This window comes from Pseudomonas sp. KH_017, from assembly GCF_057840285.1.
Genome location: NZ_CM174509.1, coordinates 4,520,374 through 4,535,269 on the forward strand (window position 1 = coordinate 4,520,374; position 14,896 = coordinate 4,535,269).

Consider the following 14,896-nt stretch of genomic DNA (forward strand, 5'->3'; position numbering starts at 1 on the left):
CGACGAGAATAAATCAGGCTACGCTGACGAGAACTGATCAGTCACGGTTGGACCTGTTGAAATTGCCGAGCAAATGGCACAGATTGACCACCAAACAACTACAACAAACATTTCATCTGTCTTTGCGAGCGATCCTGTTGATTCGTGAGACCCTTCCATCAGGTCTGTAGGACTGGATGAAATGTATGACCGGGGGGTCGCTGTTGAAAAAACGTCTGTTTGTCACGGGCCTGACTGGATTCACAGGGCAACACATCCAATCGCGTTTGCAGGCCGATGCCTCGGAATGGGAGCTTCTGCCTGTTCCTTGCCGCTACGATCTCGGCGTACCGGAAAGCCTCGAAGGCTTGTGGCCGCAAATGCCCGATGCGGTGATTCACTTGGCGGGCCAGACTTTCGTCCCGGAGGCCTTTCGTGATCCGGCGCGCACCCTGAACATCAATCTGCTGGGCACCCTGAACCTGCTGCAAGCCCTCAAGGCGCGCGGATTCACCGGCACGTTCCTGTACGTCAGCTCCGGTGATGTCTATGGCCAGGTCACTGAAGCCGATTTGCCCATCACTGAATTGCAACCACCCTGCCCGCGCAACCCATATGCCGTGAGCAAACTGTCGGCAGAGTTCCTGAGCCTGCAATGGGGCCTGAGCGAAGACTGGCCCGTACTGGTTGCCCGCCCGTTCAACCACATCGGAACCGGGCAGAAAGACAGCTTCGTCATCGCCAGCGCCGCACGTCAGATCTGCCGGATCAAGCAAGGCCTGCAAGGGCCACAACTGGAGGTCGGGGACATCGACGTCACGCGCGATTTCCTCGATGTCGGGGACGTGGTCTCGGCCTACCTGGCCTTGCTGGAAAAAGGTACGCCGGGGCAGGTCTACAACATTTGCTCGGGGCGCGAGCAGAGCATTCGCAGTTTGATCGAACAGCTGGCAGATCTTGCCCAGGTCGACCTGCAACTGGTCCAGGACCCTGCGCGACTTCGCCGCGCGGATCAGCGTCGGGTGTGTGGCAGCCCTGCCAGGCTGGCCCAAACCACCGAATGGAAGCCTGAAATCACAACACAACAATCCCTGCGGGCGATCCTGTCCGACTGGGAGAAGCGAGTACGACAAGAATGACTAAAAGTGCATTGATCACAGGTATCACCGGCCAGGATGGCGCTTATCTGGCGAAACTGTTGCTCGACAAGGGCTACAAAGTCCACGGCCTGGTGGCGCGTCGCAGCAGCGACTCGCGCTGGCGCCTGCGCGAGATGGGAATCGAGGCGGACATCGTCTACCTGGACGGCGACATGGCCGATGCCTGTTCAGTGCAGCGCGCGGTGATCAAGTCGGCGCCGGACGAGGTCTACAACCTCGCCGCGCAAAGCTTTGTCGCGGCCTCCTGGGATCAACCGGTGACCACTGGCATCGTCGACGGCCTGGGCGTTACCCACCTGCTCGAAGCGATTCGTCAGTTCAGCCCGCATACACGTTTCTACCAGGCGTCCACCAGCGAAATGTTCGGCCTGATCCAGGCCGAGCAGCAGGACGAGAACACGCCGTTCTATCCGCGCAGCCCTTATGGCGTGGCCAAGCTGTACGGCCACTGGATCACCGTGAACTACCGCGAAAGCTTCAACCTGCACGCCAGCAGCGGCATTCTGTTCAACCATGAATCTCCGCTGCGCGGCATCGAGTTCGTGACGCGCAAAGTCACCGACGCCGCCGCCCGAATCAAGCAGGGCAAGCAGCAGGAACTGCGCCTGGGCAACATCGACGCCAAGCGCGACTGGGGCTTTGCCGGGGACTACGTCGAAGCCATGTGGCTGATGCTGCAACAGGACAAGCCCGACGACTTCGTGGTGGCCACCGGCGTCACCACCACCGTGCGCGAGATGTGCCGGATCGCCTTCGATCATGTGGGACTGAACTACCGCGATTACGTGAAGATCGACCCGGCGTTCTTCCGCCCGGCCGAAGTCGAAGTGCTGCTCGGCAACCCGGCCAAGGCCCAGCGTGTGCTGGGCTGGAAACCAAAAACCGATCTGGATACCTTGATCCGCATGATGATGGATGCGGACATGAAACGCGTCGCCAAGGAGTAGGCCATGCTGATTCCCGTGATTCTCTCCGGCGGTGCCGGGACCAGGTTGTGGCCGGTGTCGCGTGAAGGCCATCCCAAACCGTTCATGGCCTTGCCCGACGGCCAGTCGCTGCTGGGCAAGACCTATCGGCGTGCCGCGGAGCTGCTCGATGGCTGGGGCGATATCGTCACGGTGACCAACCGTGAGCACTACTTCCAGAGCAAGGATCACTTTCGGGACGCGCACCTGGGCCGGCATCGCGGGCACTTCCTGCTGGAGCCGACGGGGCGCAATACGGCGCCGGCCATTGCCGCCGCCGCCCTCTCCCTGCAGGCCCTGCATGGTGACGACGCGATCATGCTGGTCATGCCCGCCGACCACCTGATCGTCAATGTCGACGCGCTGAAGGACGCGGTCGAGCATGCCGTGACATTGGCCAGGCGCGGTCACCTGGTGACCTTCGGTGTCGTGCCGAGCGCTGCGGAAACCGGTTTTGGCTACATTGAAGCCGGCACATCGCTGGACGATAAAGGCGCTGCACGCGTGCGGCGCTTCGTCGAAAAACCCGACCTGCAAACCGCGACGCATTACGTGGAAAGCGGCAACTTCCTATGGAACTCCGGGATGTTCTGCTTCTCGGTCGCCAGCCTGCTGGCCGAACTGCAAACCCATGCGCCCGCCTTGCTGGAGCAGACGCAGACCTGCATGGCCGCCAGCGCTGCGGTGGAAAACGCCGGGAGCCTGCAACAGGAACTGTCGCCGGCCCTGTTTGGCGAAATCATGGACATTTCCATCGACTACGCGTTGATGGAGCGCTCCGACAAGGTGGTCGTCGTGCCGGCCCGTTTCGACTGGAGTGACATCGGCTCCTGGGGTGCGGTGGCTGCGCTGGTACCGGCGGACGCACAAAACAACCGCACCGTTGGCGAGTCGATTTTCATCGACAGCCACAACAACTTCGTCCAGAGCGATAACCGTCTGGTCGCGACCGTGGGTGTGGATAACCTGATCATCGTCGACACCGCCGACGCGGTGCTGGTGGCCCACGCCGACCGCGCCCAGGATGTGCGCCGGGTGGCCAGGCAACTCAAGGACAAAGAGCACGAAGCCTATCGCCTGCACCGTACGGTCAGCCGGCCATGGGGCACCTACACCGTGCTCGAGGAAGGCCTGCGCTTCAAGATCAAACGCATCGTGGTCAAGCCCGGCGCCAAGTTGTCGCTGCAGATGCACCACCATCGCAATGAACACTGGGTGGTGGTCGAAGGCATGGCCAAGGTCACCAACAATGGCACCGGCACGCACCTGGTGGCCAAGAACGAATCGACCTTCATTGCTGCCGGCCACAAGCATCGCCTGGAGAATCCCGGCGTGATTGACCTGGTGATCATCGAAGTGCAAAGCGGCGAATACCTGGGGGAGGACGACATCGTCCGCTTCGAAGATCAATACGGCAGGACGGATTGAATGCTGCGTAATCTTTACCAATCGCTGTGGAGTTACCGGGGTTTCATCCTCGGCAGCGTCAAACGGGAGTTTCAGGCGCGTTATCGCAACTCGCTGTTCGGTGCCTTGTGGACCGTGCTCAATCCGCTGTCGATGATCCTGGTCTACACGGTGATCTTCTCCACCATCATGCGCGCCCGCTTGCCGGGCGTGGATGACGGGTTGGCCTACAGCGTCTACCTGTGCGCCGGCCTGCTGACCTGGGGCCTGTTCGCCGAGATCACGACGCGCAGCCAGAGCATGTTCCTGGAAAACGCCAACCTGCTGAAGAAAATCAGCTTCCCGCGCATCTGCCTGCCGGTCATCGTGCTGCTCAATGCCGGGATCAATTTCGCGATCATCCTGGGGTTGTTCCTCGGCTTCCTGCTGATCAGCGGGCGGCTGCCCGGCATGGCGTTGCTGGCGCTGGTGCCGCTGCTGGTGCTGCAAGTGATCTTCGCCGCGGGGCTGGGGATGATCCTGGGCGTGCTCAACGTGTTCTTTCGCGACGTCGGGCAGTTTTTCGGCATCTGCCTGCAATTCTGGTTCTGGCTGACGCCGATCGTTTATCCGCTGTCGATCCTGCCGCCGGGCATCCAGCGCTTTATCGAGCTGAACCCGATGACGGCACTGATGAACAGCTACCAGAACCTGTTTCTCTACAACCAATGGCCAGACTGGAGCTCGCTGGTCCCGTTGCTGGTGATCGGCCTGTTGTTCTGTGGGATGGCGCTGCGGCTGTTCCGCCAGCGTGTCGGTGAAATGGTGGACGAGCTCTGATGGGACATATACGTGTCAGTGGCCTGGGCAAGGCCTACAAGCAATATCCGAATCGCTGGAGCCGGCTGTTCGAATGGCTGGTACCGTTTTCCCCCTCCCGGCATCACCTGCACTGGGTGCTGCAAGGGGTCGATTTCGAGATTCAGCCGGGCGAAGCCGTGGGCATCGTCGGGGTCAACGGAGCCGGCAAAAGCACGCTGTTGAAGATGATCACCGGCACCACCCAGCCCACCTGCGGCGAGATCCAGCTGCAAGGTCGCGTGGCGGCGCTGCTGGAACTGGGGATGGGCTTCCACCCGGACTTCACCGGTCGGCAGAACACCTTCATGGCCGGGCAATTGCTTGGCATGCAGGTAGAAGAAATCGAAGCGCTGATGCCGGAGATCGAGAATTTCGCTGAAATCGGCGAGGCCATCGACCATCCGGTTCGCACCTATTCCAGCGGCATGCAGATGCGCCTGGCCTTCAGCGTGGCCACCGCGCGGCGGCCCGACATTCTGATCGTCGATGAAGCGCTGTCCGTGGGTGATGCCTACTTCCAGCACAAAAGCTTCGATCGCATCCGCAACTTCCGCAAGGCCGGCACCACGTTGCTGATCGTGTCCCATGACCGCTCGGCGATCCAGTCGATCTGCGACACCGCCATCCTCCTGGAAAACGGGCGCATGGCCATGCGCGGCAAGCCCGAAGAAGTGATGGACTACTACAACGCCATGCTCGCCCAGCGCGAGGGCCAGACGGTGCGCCAGGAAATGCTCGCCAACGGGCAGGTGCAAACCATTTCCGGGACAGGCGAAGCGGGCATTCTCAGCGTCCGCCTGCTTGACCCCAAGGGCCGTTCGGTGGAGGTGGCTGAAGTCGGCCAGGCGATGGTTCTGGAAGTGCAGGTCGAGGTGCGCCAGGACATCGAGCGGCTGATTCTCGGTTTCATGATCAAGGATCGCCTCGGTCAGCCCATGTACGGCATCAATACCCACCGGGTCGACAAAGCCCTCACCGACCTGAGTGCCGGCGAACGCGTCACCTACCGTTTTGCCTTCGACATGCGCCTGGGCAAGGGCAATTATTCGGTGGCCCTGAGCCTGTCGCGGCTGGATTCGCACCTGGATCGCAATTTCGAATGGCGTGACTACGGGCTGGTCTTCCACGTGATCAACAATCGCCAGGAAGACTTCGTGGGTTGCTCCTGGCTCGAAGCGCAGACCAGCGTGACCCGTTCCAGCGAAACACGGGTGGAATCCGTTGGAGTGACGCGATGACCAGACTGTTGGTGGAATGTACCTACGTCTTCGAACACCCGGATGCCAACTCGGGCATCCAGCGGGTCGTGCGCAATGTGATTCAGCAATTGCCGGCCGCAGACGCCCGGCGTGAATGCGTTCCGGTGGTGATGATCAATGGCGCGTTGTTCGAGGTGAAAAGCCTGGCGCCCTTGCCGACCGTCAAAGTGGACCTGATGAGCCTGCGGGTGAAGCTCGAACAGTTCGCCAATCAGTTCTGGCTGCGCCACCGCGCGCTGGAACGACGCCGCCCTTTCAGCCAATCGAAGTTCGCCCGCCGGGTGCTTTACGTCGGTTGCCGCCTCACCGCGTTCGCCTGTCTGAGCCTGCCGATGCGCCTGCTCGATCGGGCACTCAAGGGCCAGAAGGTTCCCGAGCGCTGCGTGCCGTTGCAGCATCGCGCCGGCGATCAATTGGTACTGCTGGATTCGTCCTGGCACGCCAACTTCTTCCCCCTGGCCGAACAACTCAAGCGTGACGGGGTGGGCATCGTTTCGGTGATCTACGACCTGATTCCCCTGACCCACCCGCAGTTCTGCGACGCCGGACTGGTGAAGGTCTTCAACGAATGGTTCGACTGGATCGCCCGCACCGCCGATGGCTACGTGGCGATCTCGACCACCATCCGCGACCAGGTTCACCAGGAGATGACCCGCAGGATCGGCACCGCGCAGGTTCAGCAACGCTGGTTCGACTACTTTCACCTCGGTTCCGAACTCGACCTGACCGATGCCCGGTCCACCGTCGACCCGGGGCTGCTGCAAATGTTCAAGACGCCGGACCCTGTGTTCCTGATGGTCAGCACCATCGAGCCGCGCAAGAACCATGCGTATCTGCTGGACGCGTTCGAGCGCGCCTGGGCGGCCGGGTCCAAGGCCCGGTTGTGCATCGTCGGCAAGATTGGCTGGAAGTGCGAGGCGCTGATCGAGCGTATTCGCCAGCATCCGCAATTGAACCAGCGCCTGTTCATGTTCAACACGCTTTCGGACAAGAGCCTGGAACACGCCTACTCCCACGCAACATCGCTGGTGTTCCCCTCCTACGTCGAAGGGTTCGGTTTGCCGCTGGTCGAAGCCATGCAGCGAGGCCTGCCGGCCATGGCCAGCGACATCCCGGTGTTCCGCGAAATCGGCGGTGAGTACATGGCGTATTTCGACCTCGCCGACCCGCAGAACCTGGCCGACCTGGTCATCGACATGGAAAGTGGCGGTGCGTTTCCAGCGCCCCTCAACCTGGATAACTGGCGCTGGCTGAGCTGGCGCGAGGCAAGTGCGCAACTGGTCGAACGCATCCAGAGCAACCTGCACAGCGATGCGAAGGTACCTGAGAGTCAGCATGCGCATTGCCCTTAACGCCCGCATCCTCCAGGCGCCGCGCACCGGCATCGGCCACTACGTCGCCGAACTGGCGAACGCCCTGGCGGGTGAACCGGATATTGAACTGGCGCTGTTTCATGGCTGGGGCTGGAGTGCTGTGCTGCCTGAAGCGGCCATGCCCGGTTATTCCCGACTGACGCCATTGCTGCGGCAGATTCCGGGGGCCTATCAGGCCCGACGGTGGCTGGAGCAGAAACGCTTCGATCAAGGCCGCGCGCAAGCCATCGACCTCTACCACGAACCAAGTTTGTGGCCGCTGTCGTTCGAAGGCCCGACCGTCATCACCCTGCATGACCTGACTCACCTGCACTATCCGCAAACGCAGCCACCGGCGCGCTTGCGAGAAATCGAACGGCGCGTGGCCGACGGCGTGCGACAGGCAAGCCTGATTCTTACCGACTCGCAGTTCATTGCTGACGAAGCCCAGGCGCATTTCGGGTTACCGGCCGAGCGATTTGTCGTCGCACCGCTGGGTGTAGCCGCGCGTTTTCACCCGCGGTCCCCCGAGGCTATCGACGCCGTACTCAAGACCCATGGCGTCGAAGCGCGGGAATACTTCCTCTGTGTCGGTACCCTGGAACCGCGCAAGAATCTGTCCCTGGCCCTGCGCGCCCACGCCCGATTGCCGGAATCAGTCCGTCAGCGTTTTCCATTGCTGATCGTCGGCATGGCTGGCTGGCAGCGCGAGCAGTTCAGCGAAGAATTGCACCAGGCCCTGGCCAGCGGTCATGTCTGTTTGCTCGGCTATCTGCCAGACGAACACGTTGCGCAGCTGTTGGCCGGCGCCCGGGCCTTGATTTTTCCGTCGCTTTACGAAGGTTTTGGCCTGCCGGTGCTGGAGGCCATGGCTTGCGGCACACCGGTCATTCTGACCAGACGTTCGGCCATGCCAGAAGTGGCAGGCTCTGCAGGTAACTATGTTGAACCGGATGAAACCGACGGCTTGCGAGATGCAATGAGTCGTCTGATCGAGGATCTAGCGCATTGGCAGGCATGCCGAGAAGCCGGATTGCTACAGGCAAGGCTTTTTACCTGGCAACGCTGCGCGCAAGTCACGGCCAGCGCTTACCGCCAGGCAATGGGAGGTTGAATGCGAGTTCTTCATTTTTTCAAGACGTACCTGCCTGACTCGGTCGGCGGGATCGAACAAGTGATTTTCCAGTTGTGCGAAAGCGGTGCCTTGCACGGCGTTGAAGGCAAGGTGCTGACACTCAGTGCCGATCCGACACCGCCGGTGATGCAGATCGCTCAACATGAAGTCCATCGAGCCAGGCTCGACATTCAGTTCGCCTCTACAGGGTTTTCCTGGAGCGTCTTCAAACAGTTTCGCGAGCTGGCAGCCGAGGCCGACGTGGTCAATTACCACTTTCCATGGCCGTTCATGGACCTGGTGCATTTCACCAGCGGCCTGAACAAACCCAGCGTGGTGACGTACCACTCGGACATCATTCGCCAGAAACAGCTGCTCAAACTTTACCGGCCGCTGATGAATCGCTTTCTGCACAGCGCCGACCGGATCGTCGCTGCATCGCCCAATTACCTGCACACCAGTGATGTGCTGCAACAGTTTCAGGACAAGACCCGAGTGATTCCCTATGGACTGAACAAGGCAGGTTATCCACAGCCTGACAGTGATCGAACGGCCCACTGGCGGCAAAAACTCGGCGACAAGTTTTTTCTGTTTGTCGGTGTGATGCGCTACTACAAGGGTTTGCACATCCTGCTCGATGCCCTGAAGGACCTGGATTACCCGACAGTGATTGTCGGTGCCGGCCCACTGGAAGTAGAGCTGCATGCCCAGGCCGCCGCCTTGGGTTTACGCAATGTTCACTTCCTCGGGCGTCTGGGGGACGAGGACAAAGTGGCGCTGCTGCAACTGAGCTACGCCATCGTGTTCCCATCGCACCTGCGCTCCGAAGCATTCGGCATTTCGCTGCTGGAAGGCGCGATGTATGGCAAACCGATGATCTCCAGTGAAATTGGCACCGGCACCAGTTACATCAACATCCATAACGAGACCGGGCTGGTGGTGCCGCCGAGCAATCCATCGGCATTTCGTGAGGCAATGCGTACGCTTTGGGAAAACCCGGTGCTGGCGGCGCAAATGGGCGAGAAGGCGCAGGCCCGTTATCAAAATCTGTTTACGGCGGACGAAATGGGCCGCAAATGGGCGGAGTTGTATGAGGAACTGCTGGAAGAAAAAGCCCTCGCCTACGCGTGAGGCTTTACAGAAGATGAGCCAAGCCGAAAGGGAGTTCCTCGAGAGCTTCCAGCACATGCTCAACATCCGTGAGCCTGCGCTGTGAAGCCGTGAGGGTTCAGACGTGAGGATCGCCCGGCGCCTTGTTCGGCGCGGCGTACTGCGGCTTGAGGTGCCCGTCCTGATCGAGTAGCCAGGCGTCCATGATCTCCCGCACCACGGGACCTGCGACGCGACCGCCGGCCTCGCCGTTTTCGATCATCACCGAAATCACGATCTTCGGATGCTCGGCCGGGGCAAAACCGACGAACAGGGCATTGTCGCGGTTACGCTCGCGGGTTTTCTCCCGGTTGTAACGTTCGCCCTGCTTGATCGCCACCACCTGCGCGGTACCACTCTTGCCGGCGATACGGTACTGCGCGCCCGCCGCTGCCGCCCGGGCGATCCCGCGGGCATCGTGCATCACCATCTGCATCCCGTGGTTGACCTGCTCCCAGTCGCGAGGATCCTTGAGCAGAATGTTCGGCATCGGATGCTCATCCACCGGCGCGACACCGTCCACGGTTTTGGCCAGGTGCGGGCGATTCCACACGCCTTTGTTGGCAATCAGTGCCGTCGCCTGGGCCAACTGCAGCGGCGTGACCTGCATGTAGCCTTGGCCAATGCCGAGAATCACCGTCTCGCCCGGAAACCAGGCTTGACGGCGGGTGGCACGCTTCCAGGCCTGGGATGGCATCAGGCCGGGGGATTCTTCATTCATGTCCAGGGAGACTTTCTCACCCAGTCCGAACATGGCCATGTAGTCGTGCAGGCGATCGATACCGAGCTTGTGTGCCAGGTCATAGAAGTAGGTATCGTTGGAACGCATGATCGCCGCATCCATATCTACCCAGCCGTCACCGCTGTGGTTCCAGTTGCGGTACTTGTGATCGAAATCCGGCAGTTGGTAATAGCCCGGGTCGAACACACGGGTCTGTGCCGTGACGACACCCGCATCGAGGCCGGCGATTGCCACTTCCGGCTTGATGGTCGAACCCGGCGCATAGAGACCACGCAGCACACGGTTGAACAGCGGTCGGTCGATTGAGTCCCGTAGCGTCGAGTACTCCTTGGAGCTGATACCGGTGACGAACAGGTTTGGATCGAAACTCGGGTTGCTGACCATGGCCAGTACTTCACCGGTCGACGGATCCAGCGCGACCACCGAACCACGGCGATCGCCCAGGGCGTGCTCGGCGGCTTCCTGAAGCTTGACGTCGAGGCTCAGGACAATGTTTTCGCCGGGCACCGGGTCGGTGTGCTTGAGCACTCGCAGCACGCGGCCCTGGGCATTGGTTTCGACTTCCTCATAACCGACATGGCCGTGCAGCTGCGACTCGTAGAATTTTTCGATCCCGGTCTTGCCGATGGATTGGGTGCCTCGGTACTCAACGGTATCCAGAGCCTTTGACTCCTTCTCGTTGATACGTCCGACGTAGCCGACCGAATGAGCGAAGTGCTCGCCCAATGGATAGTGTCGAACGAATTGCGGCTCGACATCGAGGCCCGGCAGGCGGAACTCGTTGACGGCGAGTACGGCAATCTGTTCTTCGCTCAGCTCATAGAACAGCGTCACGGGTACGAACGGATGACGTGCCTGCTTCATTGCCTTGTCGAACAGCGTGCGATCTTCAGCGGGCAATTGCAGGAGATTGACTACCTCGTCCAGCTCTTCGTTTACATCGCAAGCACGTTCGCGGGTGATGGTCAGGTTGTAGCTGGGACGGTTGTCTGCGAGGAGTACGCCGTTGCGGTCATAGATCAACCCGCGGGTCGGCGTAATCGGCAGGACATGTACGCGATTGTTTTCGGAGATGGTCGAGTGATAATCGAACTCGACTACCTGCAGGACATACATGCGCACCACCAGTGCACAGGTGACAGCGGCAACGAACAAGCCGCAGGCCAGCAGCCTTTTATTGACCAGGCGTGTCTCTTTCTCGTGGTCCTTGATGGGTATCGGTCCGGGCATTTCTACAGCAGCTCTTTGAAAAGAATGCCGATCCGTGGGCGCAAACTCAGTCCATTAAAAATGAGCTGCACCTTACCAAAAGCGCGAAGTCAGGTTTATGTGATTTTTTTTACAATGACCATGTAGGAGCGAGCTCGCTCCTACATGGCGGACAAAAACAAAACCCCTACCTGCATACGCAAATAGGGGTTTCGGAATTTAATCTTGACGATGACCTACTCTCACATGGGGAAACCCCACACTACCATCGGCGATGCATCGTTTCACTGCTGAGTTCGGGATGGGATCAGGTGGTTCCAACGCTCTATGGTCGTCAAGAAATTCGGGTACTGAGTCGTGACCAGCTGGCCGCGCTTCAGCAAATTGGGTATGTAATAGATTTGTGTGTTGCTCTCGAACTTTCGGTTCTTTCGTCTTCACACACCGCAATCTGGTCTCTTTCGTTTCTTCAACTAGGAGCATCAAATTGCTTGGGTGTTATATGGTCAAGCCTCACGGGCAATTAGTATTGGTTAGCTCAACGCCTCACAGCGCTTACACACCCAACCTATCAACGTCGTAGTCTTCGACGGCCCTTCAGGGGACTCAAGGTCCCAGTGAGATCTCATCTTGAGGCAAGTTTCCCGCTTAGATGCTTTCAGCGGTTATCTTTTCCGAACATAGCTACCCGGCAATGCCACTGGCGTGACAACCGGAACACCAGAGGTTCGTCCACTCCGGTCCTCTCGTACTAGGAGCAGCCCCTCTCAAATCTCAAACGTCCACGGCAGATAGGGACCGAACTGTCTCACGACGTTCTAAACCCAGCTCGCGTACCACTTTAAATGGCGAACAGCCATACCCTTGGGACCGGCTTCAGCCCCAGGATGTGATGAGCCGACATCGAGGTGCCAAACACCGCCGTCGATATGAACTCTTGGGCGGTATCAGCCTGTTATCCCCGGAGTACCTTTTATCCGTTGAGCGATGGCCCTTCCATACAGAACCACCGGATCACTAAGACCTACTTTCGTACCTGCTCGACGTGTCTGTCTCGCAGTCAAGCGCGCTTTTGCCTTTATACTCTACGACCGATTTCCGACCGGTCTGAGCGCACCTTCGTACTCCTCCGTTACTCTTTAGGAGGAGACCGCCCCAGTCAAACTACCCACCATACACTGTCCTCGATCCGGATAACGGACCTGAGTTAGAACCTCAAAGTTGCCAGGGTGGTATTTCAAGGTTGGCTCCACGCGAACTGGCGTCCACGCTTCAAAGCCTCCCACCTATCCTACACAAGCAAATTCAAAGTCCAGTGCAAAGCTATAGTAAAGGTTCACGGGGTCTTTCCGTCTAGCCGCGGATACACTGCATCTTCACAGCGATTTCAATTTCACTGAGTCTCGGGTGGAGACAGCGCCGCCATCGTTACGCCATTCGTGCAGGTCGGAACTTACCCGACAAGGAATTTCGCTACCTTAGGACCGTTATAGTTACGGCCGCCGTTTACCGGGGCTTCGATCAAGAGCTTCGCGTTAGCTAACCCCATCAATTAACCTTCCGGCACCGGGCAGGCGTCACACCCTATACGTCCACTTTCGTGTTTGCAGAGTGCTGTGTTTTTAATAAACAGTCGCAGCGGCCTGGTATCTTCGACCGGCGTGGGCTTACGGAGCAAGTCCTTCACCCTCACCGGCGCACCTTCTCCCGAAGTTACGGTGCCATTTTGCCTAGTTCCTTCACCCGAGTTCTCTCAAGCGCCTTGGTATTCTCTACCCAACCACCTGTGTCGGTTTGGGGTACGGTTCCTGGTTACCTGAAGCTTAGAAGCTTTTCTTGGAAGCATGGCATCAACCACTTCGTGTTCTAAAAGAACACTCGTCATCAGCTCTCGGCCTTAGAATCCCGGATTTACCTAAGATTCCAGCCTACCACCTTAAACTTGGACAACCAACGCCAAGCTGGCCTAGCCTTCTCCGTCCCTCCATCGCAATAACCAGAAGTACAGGAATATTAACCTGTTTTCCATCGACTACGCTTTTCAGCCTCGCCTTAGGGACCGACTAACCCTGCGTCGATTAACGTTGCGCAGGAAACCTTGGTCTTTCGGCGTGGGTGTTTTTCACACCCATTGTCGTTACTCATGTCAGCATTCGCACTTCTGATACCTCCAGCAAGCCTCTCAACTCACCTTCACAGGCTTACAGAACGCTCCTCTACCGCATCACCCGAAGGTGATACCCGTAGCTTCGGTGTATGGTTTGAGCCCCGTTACATCTTCCGCGCAGGCCGACTCGACTAGTGAGCTATTACGCTTTCTTTAAAGGGTGGCTGCTTCTAAGCCAACCTCCTAGCTGTCTAAGCCTTCCCACATCGTTTCCCACTTAACCATAACTTTGGGACCTTAGCTGACGGTCTGGGTTGTTTCCCTTTTCACGACGGACGTTAGCACCCGCCGTGTGTCTCCCATGCTCGGCACTTGTAGGTATTCGGAGTTTGCATCGGTTTGGTAAGTCGGGATGACCCCCTAGCCGAAACAGTGCTCTACCCCCTACAGTGATACATGAGGCGCTACCTAAATAGCTTTCGAGGAGAACCAGCTATCTCCGAGCTTGATTAGCCTTTCACTCCGATCCACAGGTCATCCGCTAACTTTTCAACGGTAGTCGGTTCGGTCCTCCAGTTAGTGTTACCCAACCTTCAACCTGCCCATGGATAGATCGCCCGGTTTCGGGTCTATTCCCAGCGACTAGACGCCCTATTAAGACTCGCTTTCGCTACGCCTCCCCTATTCGGTTAAGCTCGCCACTGAAAATAAGTCGCTGACCCATTATACAAAAGGTACGCAGTCACCCAACAAAGTGGGCTCCCACTGCTTGTACGCATACGGTTTCAGGATCTATTTCACTCCCCTCTCCGGGGTTCTTTTCGCCTTTCCCTCACGGTACTAGTTCACTATCGGTCAGTCAGTAGTATTTAGCCTTGGAGGATGGTCCCCCCATATTCAGACAAAGTTTCTCGTGCTCCGTCCTACTCGATTTCATGACCAAGAGATTTTCGCGTACAGGGCTATCACCCACTATGGCCGCACTTTCCAGAGCGTTCCGCTAATCTCAAAGCCACTTAAGGGCTAGTCCCCGTTCGCTCGCCACTACTAAGGGAATCTCGGTTGATTTCTTTTCCTCAGGGTACTTAGATGTTTCAGTTCCCCTGGTTCGCCTCTTGCACCTATGTATTCAGTACAAGATAACCATCTTATGATGGCTGGGTTCCCCCATTCAGACATCTCCGGATCAAAGTCTGTTTGCCGACTCCCCGAAGCTTTTCGCAGGCTACCACGTCTTTCATCGCCTCTGACTGCCAAGGCATCCACCGTATGCGCTTCTTCACTTGACCATATAACCCCAAGCAATCTGGTTATACTGTGAAGACGACATTCGCCGAAAATTCGCGATTAAACTCACAAATTTTACCTTAGCCTGATCCGTTACCAGTGAAAGTAACGTTCAGTCTATCTTTCTATCACATACCCAAATTTTTAAAGAACGAACTAGTCAAAGACTAGAAATCAACATTCACCATCGATTCGATGGAATGCTCATTTCTAAGCTTTATACAATCAGAAGCAGTAGTGGTGGAGCCAAACGGGATCGAACCGTTGACCTCCTGCGTGCAAGGCAGGCGCTCTCCCAGCTGAGCTATGGCCCCGTATTTCTACAG

9 protein-coding genes, 1 tRNA gene and 2 rRNA genes are annotated in these 14,896 nt (G+C 58.2%); 8 read left to right on the forward strand and 4 right to left on the reverse strand.

The window, feature by feature from the left end:
* The first annotated feature begins 203 nt into the window (after nt 1–203).
* From AC3IT6_RS20490 to AC3IT6_RS20525, 8 genes are read left to right on the forward strand one after another with little or no spacing between them, the layout of a single operon-like run.
* Nucleotides 204–1,118 (forward strand): GDP-mannose 4,6-dehydratase, encoded by a 915-nt coding sequence (locus tag AC3IT6_RS20490; protein ID WP_223443474.1) that lies wholly within the window; start codon nt 204–206, stop codon nt 1,116–1,118.
* The gene (gene gmd, locus AC3IT6_RS20495) at nt 1,115–2,086 is read left to right on the forward strand and encodes a GDP-mannose 4,6-dehydratase (RefSeq protein ID WP_489352363.1); all 972 of its coding nucleotides are present in this window, start codon (nt 1,115–1,117) and stop codon (nt 2,084–2,086) included. The genes AC3IT6_RS20490 and gmd overlap by 4 nt, the downstream gene beginning before the upstream one ends.
* A gap of 3 nt (nt 2,087–2,089) precedes the next feature.
* Nucleotides 2,090–3,532, forward strand: coding sequence for a mannose-1-phosphate guanylyltransferase/mannose-6-phosphate isomerase (locus tag AC3IT6_RS20500; protein WP_489352365.1), 1,443 nt, complete (start codon nt 2,090–2,092; stop codon nt 3,530–3,532).
* On the forward strand, nt 3,533–4,330 hold the full coding sequence (locus AC3IT6_RS20505) for an ABC transporter permease (protein WP_154947769.1): 798 nt from the start codon (nt 3,533–3,535) through the stop codon (nt 4,328–4,330). It abuts the gene before it with no gap.
* Complete coding sequence (locus tag AC3IT6_RS20510; RefSeq protein ID WP_489352367.1) at nt 4,330–5,589, forward strand: ABC transporter ATP-binding protein; 1,260 nt, start codon at nt 4,330–4,332, stop codon at nt 5,587–5,589. The genes AC3IT6_RS20505 and AC3IT6_RS20510 overlap by 1 nt, the downstream gene beginning before the upstream one ends.
* Nucleotides 5,586–6,962, forward strand: coding sequence for a glycosyltransferase family 4 protein (locus tag AC3IT6_RS20515; protein ID WP_489352369.1), 1,377 nt, complete (start codon nt 5,586–5,588; stop codon nt 6,960–6,962). Before AC3IT6_RS20510 ends, AC3IT6_RS20515 begins: the two co-directional genes overlap by 4 nt.
* A complete protein-coding gene (locus tag AC3IT6_RS20520) occupies nt 6,946–8,076 on the forward strand; it encodes a glycosyltransferase family 4 protein (protein ID WP_489352371.1) in 1,131 nt (376 codons plus the stop codon). Before AC3IT6_RS20515 ends, AC3IT6_RS20520 begins: the two co-directional genes overlap by 17 nt.
* Nucleotides 8,077–9,207 (forward strand): glycosyltransferase family 4 protein, encoded by a 1,131-nt coding sequence (locus AC3IT6_RS20525; RefSeq protein ID WP_489352373.1) that lies wholly within the window; start codon nt 8,077–8,079, stop codon nt 9,205–9,207. It abuts the gene before it with no gap.
* 97 nt (nt 9,208–9,304) lie between these two features.
* Here AC3IT6_RS20525 and mrdA read toward each other — a convergent pair whose 3' ends face one another.
* The 4 genes from mrdA to AC3IT6_RS20545 all read right to left on the reverse strand — a co-directional run bounded on the left by mrdA (nt 9,305) and on the right by AC3IT6_RS20545 (nt 14,884).
* Entirely contained in the window at nt 9,305–11,197 is a 1,893-nt protein-coding gene (gene mrdA / locus AC3IT6_RS20530) for a penicillin-binding protein 2 (protein ID WP_489352375.1), read from the reverse strand.
* Nucleotides 11,198–11,399: 202 nt separating this feature from the next.
* A 5S ribosomal RNA gene (gene rrf, locus AC3IT6_RS20535) occupies nt 11,400–11,515 on the reverse strand.
* A 163-nt stretch (nt 11,516–11,678) separates the two neighbouring features.
* A 23S ribosomal RNA gene (locus tag AC3IT6_RS20540) occupies nt 11,679–14,572 on the reverse strand.
* A 236-nt stretch (nt 14,573–14,808) separates the two neighbouring features.
* Nucleotides 14,809–14,884, reverse strand: a tRNA-Ala gene (locus AC3IT6_RS20545).
* Between the last annotated feature and the right edge of the window lie 12 nt (nt 14,885–14,896).